Annotated in this window: 29 protein-coding genes; 16 read left to right on the top strand and 13 right to left on the bottom strand. The window is 64.8% G+C overall.

Annotated elements, in window-relative coordinates:
* The first annotated feature begins 117 nt into the window (after window positions 1–117).
* The 3 genes from accB to aat all read left to right on the top strand — a co-directional run bounded on the left by accB (window position 118) and on the right by aat (window position 2,686).
* Window positions 118–603 (top strand): acetyl-CoA carboxylase biotin carboxyl carrier protein, encoded by a 486-nt coding sequence (gene accB / locus R3X27_RS12460; protein WP_317709188.1) that lies wholly within the window; start codon window positions 118–120, stop codon window positions 601–603.
* Window positions 603–1,949 (top strand): acetyl-CoA carboxylase biotin carboxylase subunit, encoded by a 1,347-nt coding sequence (gene accC / locus R3X27_RS12455; protein WP_317709187.1) that lies wholly within the window; start codon window positions 603–605, stop codon window positions 1,947–1,949. Before accB ends, accC begins: the two co-directional genes overlap by 1 nt.
* Window positions 1,950–2,050: 101 nt before the next feature.
* Window positions 2,051–2,686, top strand: a complete 636-nt coding sequence (gene aat, locus R3X27_RS12450) for a leucyl/phenylalanyl-tRNA--protein transferase (protein WP_317709186.1) — start codon at window positions 2,051–2,053, stop codon at window positions 2,684–2,686.
* Here the strand turns inward: aat and R3X27_RS12445 are convergent.
* The 4 genes from R3X27_RS12445 to R3X27_RS12430 form a co-directional block, all read right to left on the bottom strand.
* On the bottom strand, window positions 2,650–3,012 hold the full coding sequence (locus R3X27_RS12445) for a DUF2155 domain-containing protein (protein WP_317709185.1): 363 nt from the start codon (window positions 3,010–3,012) through the stop codon (window positions 2,650–2,652). The genes aat and R3X27_RS12445 overlap by 37 nt on opposite strands.
* Window positions 3,012–3,461: an outer membrane lipid asymmetry maintenance protein MlaD gene (mlaD, locus tag R3X27_RS12440; protein WP_317709184.1), complete on the bottom strand. Its 450-nt coding sequence runs from the start codon at window positions 3,459–3,461 to the stop codon at window positions 3,012–3,014. Before mlaD ends, R3X27_RS12445 begins: the two co-directional genes overlap by 1 nt.
* A gap of 57 nt (window positions 3,462–3,518) precedes the next feature.
* Complete coding sequence (locus R3X27_RS12435) at window positions 3,519–3,905, bottom strand: NADH:ubiquinone oxidoreductase subunit NDUFA12 (RefSeq protein WP_317709183.1); 387 nt, start codon at window positions 3,903–3,905, stop codon at window positions 3,519–3,521.
* 175 nt (window positions 3,906–4,080) lie between these two features.
* On the bottom strand, window positions 4,081–4,461 hold the full coding sequence (locus tag R3X27_RS12430) for a RidA family protein (protein ID WP_317709182.1): 381 nt from the start codon (window positions 4,459–4,461) through the stop codon (window positions 4,081–4,083).
* 167 nt (window positions 4,462–4,628) lie between these two features.
* Between R3X27_RS12430 and R3X27_RS12425 the strand changes: the two genes are divergently transcribed.
* The 8 genes from R3X27_RS12425 to clpX all read left to right on the top strand — a co-directional run bounded on the left by R3X27_RS12425 (window position 4,629) and on the right by clpX (window position 12,266).
* Window positions 4,629–5,816 carry an OmpP1/FadL family transporter gene (locus R3X27_RS12425; RefSeq protein ID WP_317709181.1) on the top strand — a complete coding sequence of 396 codons (1,188 nt, stop codon included), beginning with the start codon at window positions 4,629–4,631 and terminating at the stop codon, window positions 5,814–5,816.
* Window positions 5,817–6,132: 316 nt separating this feature from the next.
* Window positions 6,133–7,653: an AMP-binding protein gene (locus R3X27_RS12420; RefSeq protein WP_317709180.1), complete on the top strand. Its 1,521-nt coding sequence runs from the start codon at window positions 6,133–6,135 to the stop codon at window positions 7,651–7,653.
* On the top strand, window positions 7,650–8,453 hold the full coding sequence (locus R3X27_RS12415; protein ID WP_317709179.1) for a 3-hydroxybutyrate dehydrogenase: 804 nt from the start codon (window positions 7,650–7,652) through the stop codon (window positions 8,451–8,453). The genes R3X27_RS12420 and R3X27_RS12415 overlap by 4 nt, the downstream gene beginning before the upstream one ends.
* A 309-nt stretch (window positions 8,454–8,762) precedes the next feature.
* On the top strand, window positions 8,763–9,065 hold the full coding sequence (locus tag R3X27_RS12410) for a hypothetical protein (RefSeq protein WP_317709178.1): 303 nt from the start codon (window positions 8,763–8,765) through the stop codon (window positions 9,063–9,065).
* 14 nt (window positions 9,066–9,079) lie between these two features.
* Window positions 9,080–9,715, top strand: coding sequence for a hypothetical protein (locus tag R3X27_RS12405; protein WP_317709177.1), 636 nt, complete (start codon window positions 9,080–9,082; stop codon window positions 9,713–9,715).
* Window positions 9,716–9,775: 60 nt separating this feature from the next.
* The gene (locus R3X27_RS12400) at window positions 9,776–9,949 is read left to right on the top strand and encodes a hypothetical protein (RefSeq protein WP_317709176.1); all 174 of its coding nucleotides are present in this window, start codon (window positions 9,776–9,778) and stop codon (window positions 9,947–9,949) included.
* Window positions 9,950–10,206: 257 nt separating this feature from the next.
* Complete coding sequence (locus R3X27_RS12395; RefSeq protein WP_317709175.1) at window positions 10,207–10,839, top strand: ATP-dependent Clp protease proteolytic subunit; 633 nt, start codon at window positions 10,207–10,209, stop codon at window positions 10,837–10,839.
* Window positions 10,840–11,006: 167 nt separating this feature from the next.
* Window positions 11,007–12,266, top strand: coding sequence for an ATP-dependent Clp protease ATP-binding subunit ClpX (clpX, locus tag R3X27_RS12390; RefSeq protein ID WP_317709174.1), 1,260 nt, complete (start codon window positions 11,007–11,009; stop codon window positions 12,264–12,266).
* Between the two features lie 121 nt (window positions 12,267–12,387).
* On the opposite strand, the gene R3X27_RS12385 is transcribed toward clpX, so the two are convergent.
* Window positions 12,388–13,152 carry an AraC family transcriptional regulator gene (locus R3X27_RS12385; RefSeq protein WP_317709173.1) on the bottom strand — a complete coding sequence of 255 codons (765 nt, stop codon included), beginning with the start codon at window positions 13,150–13,152 and terminating at the stop codon, window positions 12,388–12,390.
* 91 nt (window positions 13,153–13,243) lie between these two features.
* Here R3X27_RS12385 and R3X27_RS12380 point away from each other — a divergent pair, with 91 nt between their 5' ends.
* The 4 genes from R3X27_RS12380 to R3X27_RS12365 all read left to right on the top strand — a co-directional run bounded on the left by R3X27_RS12380 (window position 13,244) and on the right by R3X27_RS12365 (window position 16,112).
* Window positions 13,244–13,780: a peroxiredoxin-like family protein gene (locus R3X27_RS12380; protein ID WP_317709172.1), complete on the top strand. Its 537-nt coding sequence runs from the start codon at window positions 13,244–13,246 to the stop codon at window positions 13,778–13,780.
* 169 nt (window positions 13,781–13,949) lie between these two features.
* Window positions 13,950–14,837, top strand: coding sequence for a YghX family hydrolase (yghX, locus tag R3X27_RS12375; protein ID WP_317709171.1), 888 nt, complete (start codon window positions 13,950–13,952; stop codon window positions 14,835–14,837).
* A 160-nt stretch (window positions 14,838–14,997) separates the two neighbouring features.
* Window positions 14,998–15,474, top strand: a complete 477-nt coding sequence (locus tag R3X27_RS12370) for a twin-arginine translocation pathway signal (protein WP_317709170.1) — start codon at window positions 14,998–15,000, stop codon at window positions 15,472–15,474.
* Window positions 15,475–15,494: 20 nt separating this feature from the next.
* On the top strand, window positions 15,495–16,112 hold the full coding sequence (locus tag R3X27_RS12365) for a ferric reductase-like transmembrane domain-containing protein (protein ID WP_317709169.1): 618 nt from the start codon (window positions 15,495–15,497) through the stop codon (window positions 16,110–16,112).
* Window positions 16,113–16,140: 28 nt separating this feature from the next.
* Here the strand turns inward: R3X27_RS12365 and R3X27_RS12360 are convergent, their stop codons facing one another.
* Window positions 16,141–16,821, bottom strand: coding sequence for a phosphoribosyltransferase (locus R3X27_RS12360; RefSeq protein WP_317709168.1), 681 nt, complete (start codon window positions 16,819–16,821; stop codon window positions 16,141–16,143).
* 47 nt (window positions 16,822–16,868) lie between these two features.
* Here R3X27_RS12360 and R3X27_RS12355 point away from each other — a divergent pair, with 47 nt between their 5' ends.
* On the top strand, window positions 16,869–18,026 hold the full coding sequence (locus R3X27_RS12355) for an amidohydrolase (RefSeq protein WP_317709167.1): 1,158 nt from the start codon (window positions 16,869–16,871) through the stop codon (window positions 18,024–18,026).
* Here R3X27_RS12355 and R3X27_RS12350 read toward each other — a convergent pair.
* The 7 genes from R3X27_RS12350 to R3X27_RS12320 all read right to left on the bottom strand — a co-directional run bounded on the left by R3X27_RS12350 (window position 18,018) and on the right by R3X27_RS12320 (window position 25,430).
* Window positions 18,018–19,781, bottom strand: coding sequence for an adenine deaminase (locus tag R3X27_RS12350; protein WP_317709166.1), 1,764 nt, complete (start codon window positions 19,779–19,781; stop codon window positions 18,018–18,020). The two genes, R3X27_RS12355 and R3X27_RS12350, sit on opposite strands and share 9 nt — an antisense overlap.
* Window positions 19,778–20,668: a nucleoside hydrolase gene (locus R3X27_RS12345; protein WP_317709165.1), complete on the bottom strand. Its 891-nt coding sequence runs from the start codon at window positions 20,666–20,668 to the stop codon at window positions 19,778–19,780. Before R3X27_RS12345 ends, R3X27_RS12350 begins: the two co-directional genes overlap by 4 nt.
* Window positions 20,668–21,633: an ABC transporter ATP-binding protein gene (locus R3X27_RS12340; RefSeq protein ID WP_317709164.1), complete on the bottom strand. Its 966-nt coding sequence runs from the start codon at window positions 21,631–21,633 to the stop codon at window positions 20,668–20,670. Before R3X27_RS12340 ends, R3X27_RS12345 begins: the two co-directional genes overlap by 1 nt.
* A 168-nt stretch (window positions 21,634–21,801) precedes the next feature.
* Window positions 21,802–22,581 carry an ABC transporter permease gene (locus R3X27_RS12335; protein ID WP_317709163.1) on the bottom strand — a complete coding sequence of 260 codons (780 nt, stop codon included), beginning with the start codon at window positions 22,579–22,581 and terminating at the stop codon, window positions 21,802–21,804.
* Window positions 22,578–23,405, bottom strand: a complete 828-nt coding sequence (locus R3X27_RS12330) for an ABC transporter permease (protein WP_317709162.1) — start codon at window positions 23,403–23,405, stop codon at window positions 22,578–22,580. The genes R3X27_RS12335 and R3X27_RS12330 overlap by 4 nt, the downstream gene beginning before the upstream one ends.
* A 4-nt stretch (window positions 23,406–23,409) precedes the next feature.
* Entirely contained in the window at window positions 23,410–24,429 is a 1,020-nt protein-coding gene (locus R3X27_RS12325) for an ABC transporter substrate-binding protein (protein ID WP_317709161.1), read from the bottom strand.
* Window positions 24,426–25,430 (bottom strand): LacI family DNA-binding transcriptional regulator, encoded by a 1,005-nt coding sequence (locus R3X27_RS12320; RefSeq protein ID WP_317709160.1) that lies wholly within the window; start codon window positions 25,428–25,430, stop codon window positions 24,426–24,428. The genes R3X27_RS12325 and R3X27_RS12320 overlap by 4 nt, the downstream gene beginning before the upstream one ends.
* Window positions 25,431–25,597: the final 167 nt, after the last annotated feature.

Raw genomic sequence — 25,597 nt, 5'->3', positions numbered from 1 at the left:
GGCGCGACGACCTGTCCAACCGCGATCCGCCAAATGCCGTAACGTCTCTTTAAACCGTCCCCCGCTTCGTCTAAATGCAAGGCAGTTTTCGAAGCACAAAAGAAAGGCATGGGCCCAATGACCAGGACGAGTCAGGACGCGGATGTCGCCTTCATCGAGGCGCTCGCGGAATTGCTGCGGGCGAATGATCTGACCGAGGTTGAGGTCATGCGTAAGTATGGCGACAATGACAGCCTGAATGTGCGCGTCAGCCGGCAGGTCGCCGCCGCCCCGGTCGCCGTCGCCGCCCCCGTCGTGGCAACGGCTGCCGCGCCGGTCGCCGAGGCTGCCCCTGCCGCCGCCGCCCCGGTCGAAGATCCAGCCCAGCTTCCGGGCGCCGTGACTTCGCCGATGGTCGGCACGGTCTATCTTGCCTCCGAGCCCGGCGCGCCGGACTTCGTCTCCGTGGGCGACACGGTCTCCGAGGGCCAGACGATCCTGATCGTCGAGGCGATGAAGACGATGAACCAGATCCCCGCACCCAAGGGCGGGAAGGTCAAGCGTATCCTGGTCGAAAACGGCGCCCCGGTGGAATTTGGCGCCCCGCTGATGATCATCGAGTGATGTTCCAGAAGATCCTGATTGCAAACCGGGGCGAGATTGCCCTGCGAGTCATCCGCGCCTGTGCCGAAATGGGCATCAAGTCGGTCGCGGTCCATTCAACGGCGGATGCGGACGCCATGCATGTCCGCCTTGCCGACGAGAGCGTCTGCATTGGCCCGCCCTCCTCCATGCAGAGTTATCTCTCCTTCCCGGCCATCATCTCGGCGGCCGAGATCACCGGGGCGGATGCGATCCATCCCGGCTATGGCTTCCTCTCCGAGAATGCCGCCTTCGTGCAGATCGTCGAGGATCACGGGCTGAGCTTCATCGGTCCGACCGCCGAACATATCCGCATCATGGGTGACAAGATCACCGCCAAGGAGACGATGAAGAACCTTGGCGTGCCCTGCGTTCCCGGCTCCGATGGCGGCGTGCCCGACTACGAGACCGCGATACAGGTCTGCGAGGAGATCGGCTATCCGGTCATCATCAAGGCCACCGCCGGCGGCGGCGGGCGCGGCATGAAGCTCGCCACGAAGCCCGAGGAGTTGGAAACAGCGTTCCGCACGGCGCGCTCCGAGGGCAAGGCAGCCTTTGGCAATGACGAGGTCTATATCGAGAAATATCTCGGCAAACCGCGCCATATCGAGGTTCAGGTCTTCGGCGATGGCAAGGGCCACGCGGTCCATCTGGGCGAGCGGGATTGCTCGCTGCAGCGGCGTCACCAGAAGGTGCTGGAAGAGGCTCCCGGCCCGGCAATCGATGCCGAAACGCGCGAGCGGATCGGCAAGACCTGTGCCGATGCTGTGGCACGGATCAACTATATCGGCGCCGGCACGATCGAATTCCTGTTCGAGGATGGTGAGTTCTTCTTCATCGAGATGAACACCCGGCTACAGGTCGAACATCCCGTGACGGAAGGGATCTTCGGCGTCGATCTCGTGCGCGAACAGATCCGGGTCGCGCAAGGGCTGCCGCTCTCCTTCACGCAGGACGATCTGCAGGTGAACGGGCATTCCATCGAGGTGCGGATCAACGCCGAGAAGCTGCCGAACTTCACCCCCTCCCCCGGAACGATCGGCATGTATCACGCGCCGGGCGGGCTGGGTGTGCGGATGGATTCGGCGCTCTATGGCGGCTATTCGATCCCGCCTTACTACGACAGCCTGATCGGAAAGCTCATCGTGCATGGGCGCGACCGCGACGAGGCGCTCTCGCGGCTGTCTCGCGCGCTTGGCGAGATCGTGATCGAGGGGATCGACACCACCCTGCCGCTCTTCGATGCGCTGCTGGCAGAGGAGGATATTCTCACCGGCAATTACGACATCCACTGGCTGGAGAAATGGCTCGCCGCGCATAACGGCTGAGCCGGGTATCGGCCCGTTCTTCGGCGTCCCTTGTGGCGCCGAAGGAAGCTCTCCTCCGGCGGGGATATGGTTGGGACAGAAGAAGCCTGAGGCTTTCGCAGATGGACATCACGCCGCAACTGCTTCTGCGCGCCTATGCATCGGGCATCTTTCCCATGGCGGAAGCGCGGGAGAGCACGGAGATCTTCTGGCTTAACCCGGAGGAGCGGGGCGTGTTTCCGCTGGACGAGTTCCGCATTTCGCGCTCGCTGCGCAAGCGGATCCGGCAAGGCGGCTACGCGATCACCGTGAATCAGGATTTCGAAGGTGTTGTCGCGGGCTGCGCAGACCGGCCCGAGACCTGGATCAACGCGGAGATCTTCGCACTTTACCGGCAACTGCACCGGGCAGGTTTCGCGCATTCGCTGGAGGTCCGGGAGGGGGAAGCGCTGATCGGCGGCGTCTATGGCGTGACGCTGGGCGGAGGTTTTTTCGGCGAGTCGATGTTCTCCCGCCGACGGGATGCCTCCAAAATCGCGCTGGCCTTTCTTGTGGACCGGCTCCGGCTCGCCGGGTTCACCCTGTTTGACACGCAATACCTGACCGATCACCTGGCCAGCCTCGGCGCGGTCGAGATCAGCCGGGAAGACTATCACCAGAAGTTACGGGAAGCCCTTGAGATACAGGCAGATTTCCTGGCGCCCGGACCGGCGCCGGATCCTCACTCGTTGTTACAGCGCAGCACCCAGACATCGTAGCGCGGGTGTTCCATCGGGTTGAGCGCCGGCGAGGACGCGACCATCCAGCCGGAGAAGGCTGCGCCATCCATGGAATTGTCGCGGATCTCAAGCCAGGCAAAGGCGTCCGAGTTCGGGTTGTTGGTCGGGTAGCGGCAATCACCGAGCACGATTTCGAGGCGCCCGAAAAGCTTGGTCTGGCTGCGCGCTATGTTGATGTCGGTTGCTTCGCCGGAAATCTTGTCCAGCACGCGGATGGTCGCCGAGCCGGCGCTTGTCGCCTGCTGTTGAGCGGCGGCAGGCAAAGCCATCAGTGCCGCAAGGAACAGGATCGCCAGCCCGCGCATCAGTCGCCCTCGCTCGCGGAGACGAATTTCGCCAGCAGGCCGAGCAGGCTCAGCGCGCCTTGCGTGTCCTGGATCTCCTCGCCGGACGCGAGGTTGAAGGGCGAGCCGCCCGGGACCAGCTCAACGAAATTGCCGCCGAGAAGCCCTTCCGACGAGATCGCGATCGAGCTGTCTTCCGGCACGTCCAGCGCATCGTTCAGCGCGAAGGTAACGTCGGCGCGAAAGGTCTCTGCATTGAGTTCGAGCTCTGTCACGGAACCGATCTTGACCCCCGCCATACGCACATCCGTGCCCACCGAGATCCCCTGCACCGATCGGAAGCTGGCAGTCAGCTCGAATCCGTCCTGCGGCGCGGTCATGCCGGCGCCCTGCGCGGCATAGACAAGGAAACCGACCGCAACCGCCAGCGTGGCACCGCCTGCGATGATTTCTCCGGGGCTCTCAGACATGACTTCCTCCGTCCCGCAGGCGCGGGGCTGTCAGTGCATCCGCAATGGCCGCGAGGCTCATTCGGGCGCCCACGCCTCGTAATCGGAACGTTCAACCGGGGTCGCGCGACGCAACGAGCCCGTGGGCTTGTAGGACAGCACGGGATCCGCCGTCACGTTTTCCAGATGCGGCTTTTCCCAATCCTTGTGGGGCAGCGGAGACTCCGAAGGCGGCGCATCATAGAGCTTGTGCAGCCAGCCATGCCAGTCCGGCGGGATGCGGGTCGCTTCGACCTCACCATCGAAGATGACCCAGCGCTTGGAATCGTCTTCGTTGCGATAGTAGACATTGCCCTCTGCGTCTTCACCGACCTTCTCGCCATGGCGAGAGGTGAAGAGTTGGGTGCCGTAGGTCTGACCGTCCCACCAGATGATGGCCCGCAGAACCGAATTCAGGATGCCCATGGATGCCTCCGGATGCGTATTGGCCTTCCGTATGGACCAAAGCCGCGCAGAGGTCCAGAGACAGGGCGGCGCAGGCTGGGTGTTCCAAGCGGACACTGGCCGGCACGCGGGCCGTTGAAGATGGTGCGAAACGCCTTCAACGCCGGAATCGTGGCCGAAGCCCGTCCTGCCGCCGTCACCCCGGCAATCGCGCGGTCACCTCGATCTCGATCTTCATTTCCGGTTCCTGCAATCCGGCGACAATCATCGTCGCGGCTGGGCGCGCATGTGCAAAGGCGGCCCGGGTCGCTGGCCAACAGGCCGGCCAGTCCGCCTTGTCGGGCAAGATATAGCGAACACGCACCGCATCATCGAGGCTGGCGCCCACCTCTTCCAACGCCCGCGCGATCGTGCTCAGCGCGTTGGTGCATTGCGCTGCCACGCCTTCCGGCATCTCCATCGTCGCGTAGTCATACCCGGTCGTGCCCGCCACGAAGACCCATCCATCGCAGCAGATTGCCCGCGAATAGCCGATCTCGGCCTCGAAGGGCGACCCTGAACTGATTCTCTTGCGCATCCCGCCCACTCGCTCCCTTGCCGTTCCAATTGCTTGTTTGACCCAAGGTCATAGCTGCCCAGGGGCGACATTTCTTCCTCACGACCCCGGCTCCGGGCGCTCGGTTAATCGCGCGTCAACCTTGAGCCACTAGGCGGGAATCGTACAGAACGTCGAAGAGAACCGCCATGATTTCCCGCCTGCTTGGCACGGCACTCCTGCCCTGCCTCCTCACCCTTCCCGCACTTGCTGGCGGGTTGGACCGCACCGGTCAGCGTATCGATGTCCTGTTCGAGGATGGTGGCAAAAGCGGCGGACATCTGCGGCTCGACTTCGCCCGCGCCTGGCCGGAGGTTACCGGGGAAGGTGCCGGGATCGCCCCCTTTGTCGCCCCCGGCTACCAATATGGAAACACCGCCGCGATGATTTCCGCGCCATCGGCCGCACTCAAACTGGAGGTCGACGACTCGCTCTCAGGCGCACTGATCGCCGAGGAGCCCTATGGCTCGGACCTGCTCTACCCCGGCGACGGCATGACGAGCGAGCTCGGAAACACGCGGGCCTGGGCCGAGACCTCCTCCCTGACCGCGCTTCTGCGGTATCGCCTGAACGAGACCTGGTCTGTCCATGGCGGGGTGCGGCTGCAACAGATCGAGGGCGATATCCGCCTGAGCGGCTGGGCCTACGGCGCGCCGCGCGAGTTCGGCCTGCCAACTGCCAATGGATACGAGGTCTCTCTCGGACAGGACAGCGCGCTCGGCTATGTGCTGGGCGCGAGCTACGAGATTCCGGAAATCGCCCTGCGTGCCTCGCTGACCTATAACTCGACCATCACCCATGAGATGGACACGGTCGAAACCGGCAACCCCAACCCGGCTCTGGACGGGCGCTCGACCACCGAGGTCAAGACACCGCAATCGCTCAATCTCGACCTGCAAACAGGAATTGCTCCCGACACACTTCTCTATGGCTCGGTCCGCTGGGTGAAATGGAGCGAGTTCCGGATCGACCCGGCCGGGTTCAGCAAGCCACTCGAGCAGGGCGGCGGTGGCGTTGGGCTGGTCGAGCTGGACGACACGGTGACCTACACGGTCGGTCTTGCACGCCAGTTCAACGACGTCTGGGCCGGATCTGCCGACTTGTTCTATGAGCCGCGCGAAGACGGAGTCGTCGCCCCACTCTTTCCCTCTGTTGGTTTCTGGGGGGCCGGGGTCGGGGTGCAGCGTCGCTTCGGCGATCTGAGCCTCGCCCTCTCAGCACAATACACCGAGCTTGGGGATGGCATCGTCGAGACCCTCCCCGTCGGCACCACCCGCGCCGATTTCGATGATGGTGAAGTCTGGGCATTCGGGCTTCGGGTCGGGTACGACTTCTGAGGAACCGCCCGGACCGCGGCCATGGATAGCCGTGCTCTCTCGGTGATCTGTTGCAGGCGCTGATCGTCGGTGGCCGCCCCGATCTTTCCGGCATCGGCTCCCCCTCGACAGGTCAGCCTGGCGACCGTCTCGATACGCCCGCCCGTTCCCGCGCGCCCGGGCTTCGCCTCAGCTCACGTCCCTCGACGCCTCACGAAGACGCACCGCCGCTTCAGCTCACCCAGGCGACAGGGACTGCCCGCGCCAAGCCCCGCGAGAGTTGATTCAAAGGCGCCTCGCGTGCTTCCATGTAGCGGGGAGAACAGGGAGGACAGCCATGAACCTGGCGCTGTGGCTGGAGCGAACGGCACGGGTACACGGCGACCGCCCTGCCCTTCTGGACGGAACTCGTATTCTGGCCGACTATCGGAGCTTCCACGCGCAATCCGCGTCGCTCGGCGCCGCCCTGTCCGCTCGCGGAATTCCTCCCGGTGCGCGTATCGCGCTCTTCATGGCAAACTGCCCCGACTATCTCGTGGCGATGAACGCGGTCTGGATCGCCGGCGCCGCCGTGGTTCCGATCAACGCAAAACTGCACCCACGCGAGGCGGCCTGGATTCTCGAGGATTCCGGCGCCGCGCTGTGCCTGGCCACGCCCGGTCTTGCCCAGGCGTTGCGGGAGGTCGCGGAGACGGAGGTGATCGACACCGGCGCCCCCGATTTTGCTGCCGCCTGCACCGGTCCGGGGCGCGATTGCGAGCCGCGTGCGGAGGACGATCTCGCGTGGCTTTTCTACACCTCCGGCACGACCGGGCGCCCCAAGGGCGTGCGCATGACCCATGCGATGCTGATGGCGATGTCGATGTCGATGTCCTATCAGGCCGATGGGGACAGCATCTCCCCGGAGGACGGTGTCCTCTATGGCGCCCCGATGAGCCATGGTGCCGGCATCTACTCGATGATGCATATCCTGCATGGGTGCCGCCATATCTGCCCGCCCTCGCGGGGCTTCGACGCGGCGGAGGTGCTCGCCCTGGCCGCCGAACTTGGCCCCATCCACATGTTCATGGCCCCAACCATGGTCCGCCGTCTGACCGATGTCGGGAAACGAACAGGCCAACGTGGCGACGGGCTGCGCAGCATCGTCTATGCGGGCGGGCCGATGTACCTGGCCGATATCGTGGAAGCGGTCGACTGGTTCGGGCCGCGATTTCTGCAGATCTACGGGCAAGGCGAATGCCCCATGGCGATCACGGCGCTGCCGCGCGCCGACGTGGCGGATCGTTCGCATCCGCGCTGGCGCGAGCGGCTGGCCTCGGTGGGCCGCGCGCAAAGCCTCGTCGAGCTGCGGGTGGCTGGACCAACCGGCGCGCCGCTTGCCACCGGCGAGACCGGCGAGATCCTTGTGCAGGGCGCGCCGGTCATGCCGGGCTACTGGCGCAACGAGGCGACAACGGCGAAGACGCTGATCGATGGCTGGCTCTGGACCGGCGATATGGGGCGGCTCGACGCGGATGGCTACCTGACGCTTCAGGACCGCTCCAAGGACATGATCATCTCGGGCGGCAGCAATATCTATCCGCGCGAGGTCGAGGAGGCGCTGCTGCAACACCCGGATCTGAGGGAGGTTGCGGTGGTCGGGCGGGCTTCGGCGGAATGGGGCGAGGAGGTCGTCGCTTTTGTCGTCGCCCACGACCCCGCACCGGAGGCAGGCGCGCTCGACGCGCTCTGTCTGGAACGGATCGCGCGGTTCAAGCGGCCGAAAGCCTACCGCTTCCTCCCCGAACTGCCGAAGAACAATTACGGCAAGGTTCTCAAGACAGAGCTGCGCCGGTTGCTGGAGGAGGAAGAGACATGACCGAGCTTGCAGGGAAAACGGCGTTGGTGACGGGATCGGTTCAGGGAATTGGCCTCGCGATTGCCACCGAGCTGGCGCGGGCCGGTGCACGGATCGCGGTACATGGCATCGCGGGAGATCTCCAGGTGCACGAGGTCTGCACGGCGCTTCGTGAGGCGGGATCGCCCCAGGCGGAGTTCTTCCAGGGCGACCTGCGCGAGCCCGAGCGGATCGCCGAGTTGATGGCGGCGGTCGCGGCCTGGGGCGGGGCGGACATTCTTGTGAACAATGCCGGCATCCAGCACACAGCGCCGCTGGCCGAGATGCCGGGCGAGAAATGGGATGCGATCCTCGCTGTCAATCTCTCCGCCGCCTTCCACCTGATGCAGGCCGCAATGCCACTCATGGCCACGCGCGGCTATGGGCGGGTGATCAATATCGCCTCGGTCCACGGGCTCGTCGCTTCGAAGGACAAGGCCCCCTATGTCGCCGCGAAACACGGGCTGATCGGGCTCAGCAAGGTGGCGGCGCTGGAATATGCCAATGCGGGCAAGACCGGGCTCGGTGGTGTGACGGTCAATTGTATTTGCCCCGGCTGGACAGAGACCGCGATCATCGAACCGCAGATCGTCGCCCGGGCGGCGTTGCATGGCGGCGACAGGGATCTCGGCATCGCGGAGTTGCTGGCAGAGAAACAACCGACGCAGCGCGTGTCGGACCCTGCCGAGATCGGCGCGCTGGCCCGATGGCTCTGCGCCCCCATCGCCCACAACGTCACCGGCATCTCGATCCCGATCGACGGCGGCTGGACGGCACAATAGATCTCGCCCCCGTGCGCCGCGGAAGGTCCGGGGAAGGACCGCCCAGAATCCTTTGCAGGCTTCGACGCATCGCCGAAAACCCCGGCGAACGGCTTGCTCACTATTGTCTCGCACCCGAACTCGGGCCTGTCGGTTTACCGGCAAATGATCCGTCCCCTATTTGCCTTTCGGCGCATTCTACCTATCGTTGAGTTGCGGGCCGGGGCGGAGGTCTTGTTTGACACCGACACTGACACTGACACTGACACTGACAGAAGAATGGTGGAGGCACCTCCGAAATCCATGCGGCGACCAAGAGGGAAACAATTCATGGCATTCAGATATTCCGCCTTGCTCATCCTTGCGCTGCCTCTGGCAGCGTGTGTCGAGGACAATGGGAGCAAGGCGGCGACAGCGACGCCAACGGTCGGCAGTTCCTCCGATCTGTCCTCCTTCGAAGGGGCCCGCGCCGGTCAGGCCGAGATGGGCATCCAGACACTCGGCTTCGACCTGATCCGCTCCGAAGGCCTGACCTCCTGGTGGTTCAATCTCTCGACCGGCGCCTGTGCCCGGATAACCACCTCAAACGGCGTCTATTCCGGGGTCACCATGCTGCCTGCGGGCGACTGCTGATTGGGAGAAAACACATGAAACATCTCGGCAAACCTATCCTCCTCGCGACCGTCCTTGTGGCCCCGGGGGCAACGCTTGCGATGAGCGACGCGGACAACGCCTGTATCGATGCGTTGCGCGCAACCGGCACACCGGACGCGCAGGGCGGACAAATCCTCGAGTCCAGCTTCTCCGAGGCCGGAACGCTTGTCATGATGAAGGATGCAGGCGGAACGACCTGGCGCTGCATCGCCTACAAGGACGGGGCGATCGGGGAACTGACCGCCGTCGACGCGATGGATGATGGCAATGGCGCGATGGCCAGCGCGTCGGAGGACGTGTTGACAGCCCCGAATACGGAGCGGCGCGTCCAGTTCGATCCGGGGACCACGGGCACGTCGCTCACGGCCAATCTCGGCTCCGGCGCCGCGATGACCTATATTTTAGGGGCGGCGGAAGGTCAGTTTCTGAATGTTTCCATGCAGGCAAGCGCGCCGAATACCTATTTCATGATCACGGTGCCGGGCGGCGACATCCTCTACGAGAGTGCGCAAGCCGGGAACAGCTATCGCGGGCAGTTATACCTGAGCGGCGATCATCTCGTAAACGTGTTCTACAATGGCGATCCCGGAACAAATTCCGCGACAGTTCTGGACATCTCAATCGAATGATATGGCTGGGCGGGACGACATGTTCGTCCCGCCATGCGAAACACTGCCGGGAAATCGACCATGCATCTTGACCTGTTCCACGCGATTGTCACCGTTGCCCTGATCTTTCTCACGACCTGGGCGCTCGACAAGACGGGGTTCGTGACTCGCGAGGAGCGCCGGAAGGGCTTCAGCTGGAAATATGCTGGCGCGCTGGCCCTTGTGATCTTCGTTTTCAACCTTATCTGGCCATGACACCGTCGCCCGGTCGCCGCGCCCGGCGGACCGCCCCCCCTCCAGTGGGAAAACTTCCAGATAGAAACCTTTCGTAAAGGAAGACTCAGGATAGCTGCGGCGCGTGCCGTGCGGAGGCGTGGCGAGCCACCACCCGGGGCACCGCCGGGCGTGCGCGCCGCCTTGCCCTTGCAACCCCCCCGGGTCGACACTACGACTCATTGACGAATTTGAAGCGGCCAGCGCACCCGCGGTCGCCCCGAAGCGAGGCAGTATCCATGCAAGATCCCCGTGAGACCTATATGAACCTCGTCCCGATGGTCGTCGAGCAGACCAGCCGCGGCGAGCGCGCCTATGACATTTTCTCCCGCCTGCTCAAGGAGCGGATCATCTTTGTCAACGGCCCCGTCCATGATGGCATGAGCCAGCTTATCGTCGCCCAGTTGCTGCACCTTGAGGCGGAGAACCCGTCCAAGGAAATCTCCATGTATATCAACAGCCCCGGCGGTGTCGTGACCTCCGGTCTCTCGATCTACGACACGATGCAGTATATCCGGCCCAAGGTCTCGACACTGGTCGTGGGCCAGGCGGCGTCGATGGGATCGGTGCTCTCGATTGGCGGCGAAAAGGGGATGCGTTTCGCGCTGCCCAACAGCCGGATCATGGTCCACCAGCCCTCCGGCGGGTACCAGGGCCAGGCAACCGACATCATGATTCACGCCGCCGAGACGCAGAAGATCAAGAACACGATCAATGCCATCTATGTGAAGCATAGCGGCAAGGCGCTCGAAGAGGTTGAAGCGGCGCTGGAACGGGACAATTTCATGTCCGCAGAGGAAGCCAAGGATTGGGGCCATATCGACGAGATCGTCGAGAGCCGCAAGACTGTCGAAGACAAGGCCGAGAGCTGACGAAACGAGACGAACGGCGGGCCGCACGTATGCCGCCCGCCGACATTTGGGCATTGTGCCTCGGAAGGGGCTGCCATAATCTTGCTTGGACGGGGTGGCGCGGAACGCCCCGCAAGCGGGCCGGGAGACCGGTCGCAACAATGGGCGCGGGCCCCTAGAGGATTGGCATGGCGAATACATCCGGTAGCGACAGCAAGAACACGCTCTACTGCTCTTTCTGCGGAAAGAGCCAGCACGAGGTGCGCAAGCTGATCGCCGGCCCGACGGTGTTCATCTGCGATGAATGCGTCGAGCTCTGCATGGACATCATCCGCGAGGAGACCAAGACGTCCGGGCTCAAGGCCTCCGACGGCGTGCCGACGCCGAAGGAGATCTGCGAAGTCCTCGACGATTACGTGATCGGTCAGGGCCGCGCCAAACGCGTGCTCTCGGTCGCGGTGCATAACCACTACAAGCGGCTCAACCACGCGGCGAAGAACAGCGAAATCGAGTTGCAGAAGTCGAATATCCTGCTGATCGGTCCGACGGGCTGCGGCAAGACCTATCTCGCGCAGACCCTTGCGCGGATTCTCGACGTGCCGTTCACCATGGCCGACGCGACCACGCTGACCGAAGCCGGTTACGTGGGTGAGGATGTCGAGAACATCATCCTCAAGCTGCTGCAGGCCTCCGAATACAATGTCGAGCGGGCGCAGCGCGGCATCGTCTATATTGACGAGGTCGACAAGATCACCCGCAAGTCGGACAACCCCTCGATCACGCGGGACGTCTCCGGCGAAGGCGTGCAGCAGGCGCTGCTCAAGATCATGGAAGGCACCGTTGCGAGCGTGCCCCCGCAAGGCGGGCGCAAGCATCCGCAGCAGGAATTCCTGCAGGTGGACACGACCAATATCCTCTTCATCTGCGGCGGCGCCTTTGCGGGCCTCGACAAGATCATCGCCCAGAGGGGCAAGGGTTCGGCCATCGGCTTCGGCGCCGATGTGAAGGATGACAGCAACCAGGATGTGGGCGAACTGTTCAAGGAGCTGGAGCCGGAAGACCTGCTGAAATTCGGCCTTATCCCGGAATTCGTCGGCCGCCTGCCCGTCATCGCAACGCTGGAAAACCTCGACGAGGATGCACTGGTCACGATCCTGACCCTGCCGAAAAACGCCATCGTCAAGCAATACCAGCGGCTCTTCGAGTTGGAAGATGCCGAACTGAACTTCACCGAGGACGCGCTGCGGGCCATCGCCCGCCGGGCCATCGATCGCAAGACCGGCGCGCGCGGGCTGCGCTCGATCATGGAGGACATCCTGCTCGACACGATGTTCGATCTCCCGGGCCTTGAAGCGGTCGAGGAAGTGGTGGTCAACGAAGAGGCCGTGACCTCCGACGCCCAGCCGCTGCTGATCTATTCCGAGAATCGGGACGCCACGGCCGGCTGATCCGCCCCCCGGCGCGACAAACGAAACGCCGCTGCAACCGCAGCGGCGTTTTTCGTTCCCCCCTGCCCCGAACCGCCCCGTCCCGGCGCGGATTAAGCGGTTTCCCCCATGAGGGGTCCGATCAGGAGGAATGCGGCTGCGCATCCGTTGCGGAGGGTCTGCGCAAGGCGCGCGGCTGTTGGCCGAACTGCCGCTTGAAAGCGCGCGAAAACCCCTCTGCCGAGCGAAACCCGTATCGATGCGCCACCCGTTCCACCCGTGCCCCGAGCACGAGATCCTGGCGCGCAAGCGTCAGCCGCCAGCGCCGCAAATAGGCCGCGGGCGTTTCTCCGACCCGGGTCTGGAACAGCTCCACGAAACGGCTCAGCGAAAGCCCAGCGACTTGCGCAAGGTCTTCATTGGTCCAGAGACGTTCCGGATGATCATGGATCGCGACGATGCTGCGGCTCAATCTGGGATCGGACAGTCCGGCCAGCAACCCAGTCTCGACCGCCCCGGATTCAATCTGGCCCCGCAACAGGCGCACCAGCAGCACCTCGGTCAGCCGCCCGATCACCGAGTCCGCCCCACAACGCGACGCGCGGATCTCCAGATCGATCAGCGACAGCAGCTGCCGCGTGCCCTCATCCGCCGACAGGTCATGCACCATGAGCTCCGGCAGGGCTTGAAAGAGCGGGTTCGCATCGCTCCCCCAATCGACCCGCGCCGCCACCACGATCTCCGCCTCGGCCAGATCGATCTCCACCGGCACGGCACCAAGAAACAACCGCCCCGGATCGTCCTTTCCGGGACGGGTCGCGATCAGGGTTGCCTCGCCCAGCGGCGCGGCGCGCGCGCTCAGGCGGAAGCGGGACATGAGGGTCGAAAGCCGGTCAATCTTTTCCATTCCGGTGTTTTGGTCTGTTTTTTGAAGTTTTTCAAACGGTAAATTCTGCCACCTTGCAGAAACACTCAGAGACATCCCCAGGAGACCAGACATGTTACTTCCCCGCCAAAAAACGCCCGAGCTCAAATTGCCGACGCTCTCGCATGGTGACTTCGACCTTTCGACCGAACAGTCCGAGCGCGGCGTCATCCTCTGCTTCTATCGCGGCCTGCATTGCCCGATCTGCGCCAACTATCTGGGCGAGTTGCAGAAACAGACATCGGCCTTCGCCGAACGCGGCGTGACCACGCTGGCGATCAGCTCCGACAATCAGGAACGCGCCCAGGCGATGGCCGACAAGATCGAGGCCGACGCGCTCCGCATCGCCTATGACCTGCCGCTGAGCGTGGCCCGCGACTGGGGCCTTTATATCTCGACCTCGCGTGGCACGACCTCCATCGGCATCGAGGAGCCGGCGCTCTTCTCCGAGCCCGGGCTCTTCATGGTGACGCCGCAGCAGACGCTCTATTACGGCTCGGTCCAGACCATGCCCTTCTCGCGTCCGCATTTCTCCGAACTGGTCGGCGCGCTCGATTTCGCCATCAAGAACGATTATCCGGCGCGCGGCGAATATACCGGCGCGGTGTGATCCCGGACGGGAGCGGTCACGGCGACGTGATGAGGCCGCTCGGCCGTTCCCGGCCATACTGACGGCGAAGACAGTCGGGGCCCCGCCCGGCCACGGAAGACGCGCCAGTGCCGCCAGCCTGGACATGGCGTGAAGACCCATCCTTCATTTCTCGACAGGGAGAGTTTCAATGCAGCGCAAGACGGCATCCGATTTCCATCCCCGGATTCTCGAACTTTATGATGGCTACGTGCATGGGAAGATGACCAAGCGCGAATTCCTTCGCAATTCGGGCCAATACCTCGCTGCGGGCGTGACCGCCACCGTGATGCTGGAGAGCCTCCAGCCGAATTACGCCCTCGCACAGCAGGTCGCTCCGGACGATCCGGACATCGAGACGATGATCGCCGAATATGACAGCCCCAAGGGGCATGGCACGATGAAGGGGCTGATGGCGAAGCCCGCCGGGGCGACGGGCAAGCTTCCCGCCGTGCTGGTGATCCATGAGAACCGGGGCCTCAACCCCTATATCGAAGACGTCGTGCGGCGCACGGCCAAGGCCGGCTATCTCGCCTTCGGGCCGGATGGGCTGACCCCGGCAGGCGGTTATCCCGGCAATGACGATGACGGGCGCGCGCTGCAGAAGACGCTCGACCGCGTCAAGCTGATGGAGGATTTCTTCGCCGCCTTTGAGTTCCTCGTCGGGCATGAGGGCTCGACCGGCAAGGTCGGCGCGGTCGGGTTCTGCTATGGCGGCGGGGTCTGCAACGCGCTGGCGGTTGCCTATCCGAACATGGCCGCGTCGGTGCCCTTCTATGGCCGTCAGCCCGAGGCAGCGGATGTGCCGGCGATCGAGGCACCGCTTCTGCTGCAATATGGCGGGCTGGACGAGCGTGTGAATGCGGGCTGGCCGACCTATGAGGCTGCACTCAAGGAGAATGGCAAGGACTACCAGGCCCATATCTACCAGGGCGCAAACCACGGTTTCCACAACGACACCACGCCGCGCTATGACGAAGCCGCCGCCAAGCTCGCCTGGGAGCGCACCCTCGCGCATTTCGAGACACATCTGAGCTGATCTGGGCGCGGCTCGAACGGGCCGGCTCACGAAGCTTTGAGGGGATTTGGACGGGCGCAGCGCCCGTCCAAACTCGGAATCCTGCGGCACCGTGCTATCATCTGCCCCAGGTCCGGCAAGGATCGACCCGCAGGATCACGAAAACGGAGCCCGAAGGATCATGATCACCCGCCGCTCGCTTCTCACCGCTGGCAGCACCACCCTGGCAACCGGCCTGCTGGGTTTCTCAGTTCCGGCCCGGGCGAAGGGGCTGGCCCCGACGCCCACGATGCGCGGCGGGGCCAACAATTACCGCCCCGGCGCGCCCATCGTCGAGCGGATCGGCGGCGGCGGTTTCTGGATGTCCGGCACCGTGCGGCGGGCGGGCGATGGCGCGCCGCTGGCCGGTCAACGCATCCAGATCTGGGCCCATACAACCGAAGGGCATGAACGCGACCAGCGCAGCCATGGCGCGACGCTGACCGATGCCAACGGGGTGTTTCGCCTCGAAATGCCGCAGATCGTCCCCGCGTTTGGACAGGCGCACGGGCATCTCGCCTATGACAGCGACGCGTTCGAGACCGTCTTCCTGCGTCCGGTTATGCGCAGCTCGAAGGACAGCGCCCTCGAAGCGCATTTCGTCCTGCAACCGGCCTGAAACCGGACAGGACCAGAACGATGCGCCGGACCCGCCCGATCCTCGTCTGGGGCGCCATGGCCGCAGCACTCGTCGTGCCCGTCGCCCTGGCCGCTTCCAGCCCGCTGCTTGCCTGGCGCGACCCGGTCTATATCGCGGCGGGTTTCGCCGGCATCGCCGCCATGGCGCTTCTCCTTGTGCAACCACTTCTCGCGGGGGGCGTCCTGCCCGGCCTGCCGCTGGCGCGCGCGCGGCGCATCCATCGCTGGACCGGCATCGCGCTGGTCGCCGTCATCCTGTTCCATGTCGCAGCACTCTGGATCACCAGCCCGCCCGACGTGATCGACGCTCTGCTTTTTCGCTCACCGACCCCTTTTTCCGCATGGGGCGTGATCGCCATGTGGGCAGGTCTCGGCGCCGCGACGCTGGCCGCGTTCCGGCGCAAGCTCGGGGTGCCGTGGCGCATCTGGCGCGGCGGTCATCTCGGCCTCGCGGCGGTGACAATCGCCGGCAGCGTCGTCCATGCCATGTTGATCGAAGGCACGATGGAACTGTTGTCCAAAGCCCTCCTGTGTGGGCTTGTCCTCGTCGTATCCGCCCGGACGCTGGCCGACCTTGTCGGCTCGGAGCTCCGCAGGCACCGCCGCAAGAGATCATAGGCTTCCCCGGTCTGGTCCCGACACACCGTCAGACGGGCACCGCGACCCAGCCATCCGGCGTTGACCGCAGCAGCGGGGTCTGGAACACGCCGCGAATGCGCTCCGGTTCGACCGCGCGCGCCGTGCAGAGCGTGTCTTGCCAACGGGAGGTCTGCAGCATGGCGGTGCCGATCGCCTCCGGTCGATGCCCAATCAGGTCTAGCAGGTCGAGACCGGCTGCAATCGAGGTTCCCGTGCTGATCGCGTCATCGATCAGCGCGATGCGGGCCCCGTCAAGCAGTGGGAGCAGGCGCGGGTCGAGATAGAGGCGCTTGCTAGTGCCGGGGCTGGTGATCGAGGTGAGCGGGACGGACAGCTCATCGCGATACCAGAATTTCCGCGACGTCCCGAGTGGCACATAGCGCGCATGGCCAAGCCGCTCGGCCACATCCCGCGCGAGCGACAGGCCCAGTGTCGGCAGGCCCACGACGACGTCGAGATCCAACGGGGAGAGGCGCGCGGCGAGATGGTCGGCCAGCGCCGTTTCGACCGCAAATCCCGCCTGGTTGAGGATCAGCGAGGCAATGCCCTTGCCGCCGTCGCCCAAGGGGCGGATCGGCAGGAACAGGATCTTCCCATCGGGCAGCTCTGCCGGGAAACGATCCTTCCACGGCGGCGGCACGGCATCCTCGGCCGGATGGATTTCCTGCCAGAAGTCATGCGGTTCCATGCTGTGCATCCTGTTCAAACCGGTTGGAGATGGCTACCAATAGCGCCATGACTGATCCCGCGTCCATCGACCTTTCCCGTCTGACCGAAATCCGGCGTGATCTGCACGCACATCCGGAACTCGGTTTCGAAGAAACACGCACAGCGGCGATTGTTGCCGCTTTCTTGCGCGACCTTGGATTAGAGGTCACGGAGGGGATCGCAGGGACCGGCGTCGTCGGCAGCATGCGCGGCGGCGGCCAGAGGTCGGTCGGGCTGCGGGCGGATATGGATGCGCTGGCAATGCCGGAGACGGGAACGCCGCCCTGGGTCTCGACCATGCCGGGAAAGATGCATGCCTGCGGGCATGACGGGCACACGACGATGCTGCTCGGCGCGGCGGCAAGGCTGGTGGCAGCCCCGCCGAAGGGCGACGTGCATTTCATTTTCCAACCAGCCGAGGAAGGGCGTGGCGGCGCGCGGCGGATGGTCGAAGCCGGGCTGTTCGAGAGGTTCCCGTGCGACATGGTCTTCGGGTTGCACAATATGCCGGGTCTGGCGGTGGACGAGATGGCCGTGGTCGCCGGGCCGCAGCTTGCCTCCTCGGACAGCTGGCGCGTGCGGTTTCGCGGCGTCGGCACCCATGGGGCCAAGCCGCATCTGGGGCGCGACCCGGTGACGGCGTCCGGACATTTCCTCGCCGCGTTGCAGAGCATTCCCGGCCGGGTGATCGATCCGTTGCAGCCGGCCGTGGTCAGTGCCTGTTCCATCGCAGGGGGCGATCCGGAGGCGCTGAACGTGATCCCGGATTTCGTCGATATCGGCGGCACCGCCCGAGCCTATACGCCCGAAGTGCGCGACCAGCTGGAGACAGAAATCGGGCGATTGGCGACCGGGATCGCGCAGGCCATGGGGGTCGAGGCAGACTACACCTTCATTCGCCGCATTCCGCCGGTCGTCAACGATCCGGCGGCAACCGCCGTGGCGCTGGCCGCAGCTCAGGCCGTTTCGGACGGTGGTGTGCGCATGGAGTTTCCGCCCTCCACTGCCGGGGACGATTTCGCCTTCTTCGGACAAGAGGCCCCGGGCGCATATGTCTGGCTCGGCAACGGGCCGGCGCGGGATGGCGCGCTACACCACAATACCGGTTATGATTTCAACGATGACGCCATCGCGACCGGTGTCGCCTTCTGGGCCGAGGTCGCGCGTCGCGCCCTGTCAGCCTGACCCTTCGGACAGGATCGGCGAGGCCAGCAGGATCCCCGCATGGGAGTCCGCGATGCCGAGATCGGTCTGGTGCGGGCCGGCATTGCAGGCCAGCGTCGCGCCGACCAATGCCTTGAAGGTGAGATAGGGCGGGTCCCACTCCACGACCTCATCCATCGCGACGCGAAGGGCCGCGAGAGCCGCTGCAACCTCAGGCAAGGGAGCGTCCGAGACCAGCCCCGCCACGGGCAGCGGGAGCACGGCAACGGACTTTCCGCCCCGCGCAACGGCCATGCCGCCGCGCGCCGCGATCACCGCATTGGCCGCCGCGGCCATGTCCTCGGGACGCTTGCCGAAGACGGTCAGGTTGTGGCTGTCATGGCTGACCGTTGTCGCGAAGGCGCCGTCCCATTCGCCCCAGCCTTGCAGGAAACCGAGCTTGGGCGCCGGGTCGCCGCCATGGCGGTTGATCACCGCAATCATCGTGGTCCCATCGGGCGGGATGACAGCCCCGTCCACAATGTCGGCGGTCACGTCACCCCATTCGGTGAAACGCGGGCGGGAGATCGTGGCGAGCCGCACGGTCGCCCCGTCGGCCCGGAGGACAAAATCCTCGGCGAGGACGGCCGGAAGCGCACAAGTCTCCAGGAAGGCGTCGGGGAAGCGCGAACCCGTCCCGATTGCCTCGACAGGGGCGCCATCGCGCAGGACGTGGCGAACGTGGAAACTCACCAGATCGTCGAGCAGGACGATATCGGCGCGTTTTCCCGGGCCGATCAGGCCGAGATCCTGCCTGTCGAGCCGGATCGCCGCGTTCAGGGTCGCCGCTTGCAGCGCGCGCATCGGGTCCAGACCATGGGCGATCATCCGGCGCAACATCTCGTCGACGGCGCCGGTTTCGAGAAGGTCGTCGGGGAAGACATCGTCGGAACAGAAGCTCACGGTCGGCGGCATCTGCGGCAGCGATTGCAGCGCCTTGGCGAAACCCGGGAGAAGGTAGGGATGTGAGCCACGCAGCTCGATGGACAACCCGGCGCGGATCTTCTCCAGCAGGTCATCGGCAGAGGTGATCTCGTGATCCGAGCTGATACCGGCGGCGACATAGGCTTGCAGCTCCGGGCCGGTCAGGCTGCGGGCATGTCCGCAGACAAGCTTGCCCGAGTGCAGCCCAGCCTGCACGATCCCGCGCATCCGCTCGGCGCGCGAAGTCACCGCGCGCATGTCCATCAGCTCGGCGAGCCCGTGAATTCCGGGCCGGTCGAGCAGGCTGGCGATCACTTCCGGGCCGAAATCGGCGCCCGTGCTCTCATATCCCGGCGCCGATGGGACACAGGACGGGGCAAGCGGCAGGATGCGCAGCGCGGATCGGGCCGCGCTTGTCAGCGCATAGTCGACCCCGGCCAGACCCGCGACATTGCCGAATTCATGCGGGTCCCAGACGATGGTCGTGACCCCTCGGGGCAGGACGGCACCGGCATAGGTCTCCGGTGTGACCATGGAGCTCTCGACATGCATATGCGTGTCGATCAGCCCCGGCACGGCGATCAGGCCGGTAGCGTCGATGATCTCCGTCGCGTCGTCACGTTGGCCCGTAGGGTGCACCGAGGCGATAAGCGGTCCGACAAGGCCGATATCAGCCGGACGCAGCTCGCCGGTTGCCATATCGGCCAGTGTCGCGCCCCGGATCAGCCGGTCGAAAGGCGCATCGCCCCGCGCCGCCGCAACCGCGCGGTCGCGCAGGTCCGGGTCGTTCAGGTCCTGTGGTTCGGAGATCATGCACGCGGCTCCAGGGCAGACAGGCAGAGATCCCGGACGGGCCCGCTCTGCAAATCGGCAACGATCTGCGCATTTGCCCGGTCCGGGCGACGCTGGTCAACGATTGTCCGGCCGCGACTATGGGTTCCGGCGAGTTCGGTGGTGATCTGAGCAGGCGCGGTCTCGAACAGGTGCGGGGCGACGAGAAGAGCGGCGGCGACGGGATCGTAGAGCGCCATGGCGGGCCGGCCCCGGCTCAAGGCGATGTCGAGATAGCCACCAAGCAGGTCGCGCAGCAACGGGGTGGTGTCCGCCCCGGCAACATCGGCCTCGGTGATCTCGACCCGTCGGCAGGCGTCAAGGTCCACCATCGTCAGCGGCACGTTGCGAGCAAGCAGGATGGCGAGCGCTTCGGGATCGGCGGCGGCGTTGAACTCGGCGGAGGCGGTGTGATTGCCGCGCCCGACCGCCCCGCCCATCCAGATGACGCGACCGATCCGGTCGAGAAGGTCCGGCCGGGCAAGCGCAAGAATCGCGAGATTGGAGAGAGGGCCGAGAGCGAGAATCTCGGCCAGGGTCTCGGCTTCGAGCCAGGCTATGAGCGCTGGCAGGGCCGGGTCATGCTTGGGCCGGGCGACAGGCAGGGTCTGGCCGCGCGTCGGGATGCCCGCGTCTCCGAGGATAGTCTGGGCGGTGGTCACCTCTCCGAGGATCGAGCGCTCGGCGCCTGCATGGATCGGCATGGTCCAGCCAAAGGCCTCGGCGGCCCCGGCGGCATTGGCGCGGACCTGTGGCAGCGGCGCGTTGCCAAAGCTCAGCGAGATGCCGTCGATCGGCCGATTGCGGGCGGCGAGCAGGATCGCGAAGATATCGTCCGCCCCCATATCCGTGTCGATCCAGATCCCCATCAGTCGATCCGCGCCAGTTCGACGGCGGTTTCGCGCGGCAGGTCGAAGGCGAGCGTCTGGCCGATCTCGAACCGGCTCTCGGAGACGGGCACATCCGCCTTGATCGTTCCGAGCGCGCTTTCGAGCACATATTCGCGGCGCTCGCCGGCGAAAGACGCGCCGCGGATCTCGCCCTCATGCGGGCCGTCACCCAGCACGACAGCGCCCGGCCGCCAGGCCAGTCCGCCACCCTCGCCGTCCGGAAGGATGGTCTCGAACCCCATGAAATCGGCGGCAAATCCGGAGACGGGCGCGTTGTAGATCTCTTCCGCCGTGCCGATTTGCTCGATGGCGCCGTCTCGCATGAGCACGATCCGGTCGGCCAGTGCCAGCGCTTCGGCCTGGTCATGGGTCACGAAGACCATGGTGATCCCCGTCTCCCGCTGTACGCGTTGCAGCTCGGTCCGCATTTCGAGGCGCAGGCGGGCGTCGAGATTGGAGAGCGGCTCGTCCAGCAGAAGCACCTTGGGATGCATCACCAGCGAGCGGGCCAGCGACACGCGCTGTTGCTGGCCACCCGAGAGATCGGCCGGCTGGCGTTTTGCGAAATCGGTCAGCCCGACGGTCTCCAGCCCCGCCATAACCTTTGCGTCGAGATCGGGTTCGTGCCGGAGTCGCAGGCCGAAAGCGACATTCTCGAAGACGCTCAGATGCGGGAAGAGCGCGTAGGACTGAAAGACCAACCCGACCTCCCGGCGACTGGGCGGCAGGCGGGTAACGTCCCGTCCATCGATATGGACGGAACCGCCGCGCGGGGTCAGCAGCCCGGCAATGGCGCGCATGGTCGTGGTCTTGCCGCAGCCCGAGGGGCCGAGCAGCGCGATCAGTTCGCCCTTGTGGATATCGAGGTTGAGCCGGTCGACGGCGATGGTCTTGTCATAGGCCAGCGTGAGGTCCCGGAGGGAGACGAAATCTTGATCGGTCATGCGCTTGGAGTTCCAGCCGTCAGGGAGAGGGGCAGCGTGCGAAGGGCGGCTCTGGGCCGCGAATTGGGAGGCAGCCTCCGCCGAGGGAGGGGGGCGGAGGCTGCCAGCCTCGACGGCCACGCGCGAGGGAGAGACGCGCAGGGGACGGCCAAGGATGCGGATACGGGATCAGACATAGCGGGACAGTCCGATGAAGCGTTCGGCGGCGAAGACAATGCCCATCGACATGAAGGCCAGAAGCGCAGAAAGGGCGGCGACGGAGGGGTCATAGTTGATCTCCATATAGGCGATCATGTCGATCGGCAGCGTGCGCAGGCCCGGCCCGGAGAGGAAGAGCGAGACCGGGACCTGGTTGAAGGAGGTCACGAAGCCGAGGATGAAGGCCGCGAGCACGCCGCCCTTGATATTTGGCAGCACGATGCGGCGGAAGGCGCCGAACCGGGTGCAGCCGAGCATCAGCGCGGCCTCCTCCATGTCAACGCGCAGGTTCTGCATCGAGGCTGAGACCACGCGCACCGCGTAGGGAAGGATCAGCGCGGTATGGGCGAGAAACAGCGCCGGGCCGATGCCGACACCGAGCGGGATGACGAGATATTGCAGCAGCGCGAGGCCGACGATGATGCCCGGCACGATGATCGGCGAGGAGACGATGAGACGGACCGTCTCTGCGCCCGGCACCTTGAAGCGCGCCATGGCATAGGCCGCCGGGATGCCCAGCACGAGAGCCGCCAGCGTGCCGAAGATCGCGAGGAACATCGAGACGCCGAAGCTGGCGCGGAAGCTCTCGACCTCGAAGACCTTGAGGTACCATTTGAGCGACAGACCCTGCGGCGGGAAGGCGAGATTGTTGCCGGCAGAGAGGGCGGCAGCGATGATGATCAGGAAGGGGCCAATCAGGAAGGTGAGCGTGAGCCCGAGGATGATCCAGGTGCTGAGGCGGCTGTTCATCGCGACTTCCTCGCCGTTGCGAGCCGCTTGAGCAGCAGGTTGGCCGAGAAGCTCATGACGATCAGGATCATGGCGATCACCGAGGCCGAGACGAAGTCATTGGCGACGGTCACGCGCTGGTAGAGCAGCGTTTCCAGCATCAGTACCTTGGATCCGCCGAGGATGGCCGGGGTGATATAGGCGGTCATCGAGCCGGTGAAGACCAACGTACCGCCGATCACCAGCCCTTCGCGGGTCAGCGGCAGGATCACCCGCCAGAAGACCTGGAACCAGTTGGCGCCGAGTATGCGGGCGGCGGGCACCGCGTCCCGTGGCATGTTTTCCATCGCCGAGACCAGCGAGATGATCATCAGCGGCAGGAAGAGCTGCAGCAGGCCGATGAAGACGGCAGTCTCCGTGAAGAGGATGCGCAGCGGCGTGTCGATGATGCCGATATCGACCAGCATCTTGTTGACGAAGCCCGTGCGCCCGAGGATCACCAGCCAGGCATAGGTCCGCGCCACGGGCGAGATCATCAGCGGCAGCGTGACCAGCCCGAACATGCGCCCGCGCGAGGTTGCCGGCAGGTTGACGATGGCGAAGGCAGCGGCATAGCCGATCACGGCGGAGGTGCCGGCGACCAGCGTGGCCAGCTTCAGCGTGCGGAAGAATACTGTCTGGTTGCGGGGTGAGGCGAAGAACTCGCCATAGGCCGACACCGACCAGCCCGTTTCGGTCTGGAAAGCTTCGGAGAGGAGGATGCCGACCGGTAGCAGGAAAAGCGCCGCGGCGAAAATCGCCGCGGGCAGGACCAGGGCCAGACCGATTGCCCGGTTTTCAAACATCGGATTACTTCACGACCTTCGTGTTCCACTGTTCCAGCCAGCTCTCGCGCTTGTCGAGAATGGTGGCCGGATCGATCAGGTCGAGCTGTCCGACGGTCTCCGCGCCATAGGTCAGGTTGGCGGCGATCTCGTCGGAGAGTTCAACCTCGGCATTGGCCGGGCTGTCGACAAGGCCATTGGCCAGCGCGGACTGGATCTCGGTCGAGAGCCAGAAATCCATGAACTGCGTCGCCAGCTCTTCATTGCCGTTATTCGCGGTCATGACCATGACGTTCATGCCGCCGGTCTGGCCTTCCTTGGGCTCGGCCCATTCCATCGGCAAGCCATTGTCCTTGAAGCGGCCCCAGGCGAAGCGACCTACCGGCGCGGCCCAGATCTCTTCCTGCTGCATAAGCTGCGCGAGCTGCGAGGAGCGGACATAGAAGGTGACGATATCGTCGGCCTTCTCGCCGACAGCATCCATTGGCGCGGTCAGCGATGTGTCGGTATCCCCGAGCGCCTTGCCGATCATGTAGAGCGCCGGCGGGCCCTGGTTGGTGGTCACGTCCGGAAGCGCGACATTGCCAGCCAGTTCGGGCGAGAGCAGATCGGCCCAGCTTTCCACGGTCACCTTGTCGGACCGATAGACGATCGAGGTCGAATAGAAGGTGTAACCGACACCCATATTGTCGCCGAGCGGGTCCTTGGCGATGTCGTAGAGCTTGTCGTAATTGGAGAGCTTGGCGACGTCGATCGGCTGCAGCAGGCCCTTGCGCGCCGCACCGAGCGCGTCATGCGTGGAGAGCACGGCCATGTCGATCACGGGCGCGTCCTTGTTGGCTTCGATCTTGGCCATCCGCTCGATGGAATTGCCGGTCTCGACCACGATTTCGCAGCCGCAGATCTCCTCGAAGGGCTCGTAGACCAGCTCCTTGAATTCGTCCTGCGAGAAGGAATAGACCGAGATGGTCAGGGTCTTGTCGGCGGCCATCGCGGCGGCTGAGAGCGCCAGCGTCGAAGCGCCAGCCAGTACCAGGGTCTTCATGGGGTCAGGTCTCCTTGTTGGGGGATGGGTCGGTCTTGCGGGGGAATGGTTTTCAGGACGGGGCCGGTGGATCCGCGAATTCGCAACGCCATCGGAACGATCCGCGCGGCGGGAACGGGCGCGCCGTCGAGTTGCTGCATCAGATGTGCAACCGCTGCGCTGGCAATCTCCGGCATGTCCTGCGCGAGCGTCGTCAGGCCTGGCGCGATACGGGCCGAAAAGCTGAGATCGTCAAATCCGATCACGCTGACATCCTCGGGCACGGTGAGGCCGGCGCTTTGAAGGCAGGTGAGCGCGGTGAGCGCATGCAGGTCCGAGGTCGCAATGACAGCAGTTGCACCGCGACGCGCCAGAGCGGCGAAATCCGGGAGACCATCCTCGAGCCAGACCACATCGGCGCGGGCATCGACGGACAGGGCCGCCTGCATGCCGTCGATCCGGTCCGATTGCACCGTGGACCGCCGGCTCTGTCCGAGAAAGACCATCTTTCGATGTCCGAGTTCCAGCAGATGCTCTACCGCGAGGCGCCCGCCCCCGTGATGGTCGGAACAAACGCAATTGCCGGGCGTCGAGGCCGCATCGATGATCGTCGCGGCCAGGGGCAGATCGCTGACCTGGGTTCCGCGGCAGGGCACGATCACGATGCCATCGGCTCCCCTCTGGATCATGCGCTGCATGGCGTCGGTTTGCGCCGATGGATCGCCATGCGAATCCGCGATCAGCACTCCGAAGCCGGAACTGGCTGCCGCCGCCTCGATGGCCTGCGCGAAGGCGGGAAAGAGCGGGTTCGAGATGTCTGGCAGCACCAGTCCGAGCACACCGCTTCGCCCCGTCCGCAATGCGCGCCCGGGTCCTCCGGGGCGATAGCCAAGCTCGCTGACCTTCTCGTTGACCAGCCGCCGTGTCTCGTCCGAAACCCGCCCCTTGCCTGACAGAACATTGGAAACGGTCGCGGTCGAGACACCGAGTTCCCTGGCGATATCTTTCAGCTTCGGCTGCATTGGTCTTTGCGGAATCGCTTTTGGAGGCAGGTGAGTAATCGTTTAATCAGCGTAAACGCGTTTGTCTTCACGTCAACTTTTCCTATGCGAGGAAACACCCGGTCCCGCCGGGAACAAGTATCAGGATTCCGAGATTTTCAAGAATTGAATCAGTCCAATACAGGCAT

Origin of the sequence: Tropicimonas sp. TH_r6, assembly GCF_033101155.1 — a bacterium.
In the GTDB taxonomy this organism is placed as follows: domain Bacteria; phylum Pseudomonadota; class Alphaproteobacteria; order Rhodobacterales; family Rhodobacteraceae; genus Tropicimonas.
This window is presented reverse-complemented; position numbering and strand designations above follow the sequence as displayed.

Excerpts from the sequence above, each read along its gene's own strand:
- accB (WP_317709188.1), top strand. The coding sequence starts at position 118 with ATGACCAGGACGAGTCAGGACGCGGATGTCGCCTTCATCGAGGCGCTC.
- accC (WP_317709187.1), top strand. The coding sequence starts at position 603 with ATGTTCCAGAAGATCCTGATTGCAAACCGGGGCGAGATTGCCCTGCGA.
- aat (WP_317709186.1), top strand. The coding sequence starts at position 2,051 with ATGGACATCACGCCGCAACTGCTTCTGCGCGCCTATGCATCGGGCATC.
- R3X27_RS12445 (WP_317709185.1), bottom strand. The coding sequence starts at position 3,012 with ATGCGCGGGCTGGCGATCCTGTTCCTTGCGGCACTGATGGCTTTGCCT.
- mlaD (WP_317709184.1), bottom strand. The coding sequence starts at position 3,461 with ATGTCTGAGAGCCCCGGAGAAATCATCGCAGGCGGTGCCACGCTGGCG.
- R3X27_RS12435 (WP_317709183.1), bottom strand. The coding sequence starts at position 3,905 with ATGGGCATCCTGAATTCGGTTCTGCGGGCCATCATCTGGTGGGACGGT.
- R3X27_RS12430 (WP_317709182.1), bottom strand. The coding sequence starts at position 4,461 with ATGCGCAAGAGAATCAGTTCAGGGTCGCCCTTCGAGGCCGAGATCGGC.
- R3X27_RS12425 (WP_317709181.1), top strand. The coding sequence starts at position 4,629 with ATGATTTCCCGCCTGCTTGGCACGGCACTCCTGCCCTGCCTCCTCACC.
- R3X27_RS12420 (WP_317709180.1), top strand. The coding sequence starts at position 6,133 with ATGAACCTGGCGCTGTGGCTGGAGCGAACGGCACGGGTACACGGCGAC.
- R3X27_RS12415 (WP_317709179.1), top strand. The coding sequence starts at position 7,650 with ATGACCGAGCTTGCAGGGAAAACGGCGTTGGTGACGGGATCGGTTCAG.
- R3X27_RS12410 (WP_317709178.1), top strand. The coding sequence starts at position 8,763 with ATGGCATTCAGATATTCCGCCTTGCTCATCCTTGCGCTGCCTCTGGCA.
- R3X27_RS12405 (WP_317709177.1), top strand. The coding sequence starts at position 9,080 with ATGAAACATCTCGGCAAACCTATCCTCCTCGCGACCGTCCTTGTGGCC.
- R3X27_RS12400 (WP_317709176.1), top strand. The coding sequence starts at position 9,776 with ATGCATCTTGACCTGTTCCACGCGATTGTCACCGTTGCCCTGATCTTT.
- R3X27_RS12395 (WP_317709175.1), top strand. The coding sequence starts at position 10,207 with ATGCAAGATCCCCGTGAGACCTATATGAACCTCGTCCCGATGGTCGTC.
- clpX (WP_317709174.1), top strand. The coding sequence starts at position 11,007 with ATGGCGAATACATCCGGTAGCGACAGCAAGAACACGCTCTACTGCTCT.
- R3X27_RS12385 (WP_317709173.1), bottom strand. The coding sequence starts at position 13,152 with ATGGAAAAGATTGACCGGCTTTCGACCCTCATGTCCCGCTTCCGCCTG.
- R3X27_RS12380 (WP_317709172.1), top strand. The coding sequence starts at position 13,244 with ATGTTACTTCCCCGCCAAAAAACGCCCGAGCTCAAATTGCCGACGCTC.
- yghX (WP_317709171.1), top strand. The coding sequence starts at position 13,950 with ATGCAGCGCAAGACGGCATCCGATTTCCATCCCCGGATTCTCGAACTT.
- R3X27_RS12370 (WP_317709170.1), top strand. The coding sequence starts at position 14,998 with ATGATCACCCGCCGCTCGCTTCTCACCGCTGGCAGCACCACCCTGGCA.
- R3X27_RS12365 (WP_317709169.1), top strand. The coding sequence starts at position 15,495 with ATGCGCCGGACCCGCCCGATCCTCGTCTGGGGCGCCATGGCCGCAGCA.
- R3X27_RS12360 (WP_317709168.1), bottom strand. The coding sequence starts at position 16,821 with ATGGAACCGCATGACTTCTGGCAGGAAATCCATCCGGCCGAGGATGCC.
- R3X27_RS12355 (WP_317709167.1), top strand. The coding sequence starts at position 16,869 with ATGACTGATCCCGCGTCCATCGACCTTTCCCGTCTGACCGAAATCCGG.
- R3X27_RS12350 (WP_317709166.1), bottom strand. The coding sequence starts at position 19,781 with ATGATCTCCGAACCACAGGACCTGAACGACCCGGACCTGCGCGACCGC.
- R3X27_RS12345 (WP_317709165.1), bottom strand. The coding sequence starts at position 20,668 with ATGGGGATCTGGATCGACACGGATATGGGGGCGGACGATATCTTCGCG.
- R3X27_RS12340 (WP_317709164.1), bottom strand. The coding sequence starts at position 21,633 with ATGACCGATCAAGATTTCGTCTCCCTCCGGGACCTCACGCTGGCCTAT.
- R3X27_RS12335 (WP_317709163.1), bottom strand. The coding sequence starts at position 22,581 with ATGAACAGCCGCCTCAGCACCTGGATCATCCTCGGGCTCACGCTCACC.
- R3X27_RS12330 (WP_317709162.1), bottom strand. The coding sequence starts at position 23,405 with ATGTTTGAAAACCGGGCAATCGGTCTGGCCCTGGTCCTGCCCGCGGCG.
- R3X27_RS12325 (WP_317709161.1), bottom strand. The coding sequence starts at position 24,429 with ATGAAGACCCTGGTACTGGCTGGCGCTTCGACGCTGGCGCTCTCAGCC.
- R3X27_RS12320 (WP_317709160.1), bottom strand. The coding sequence starts at position 25,430 with ATGCAGCCGAAGCTGAAAGATATCGCCAGGGAACTCGGTGTCTCGACC.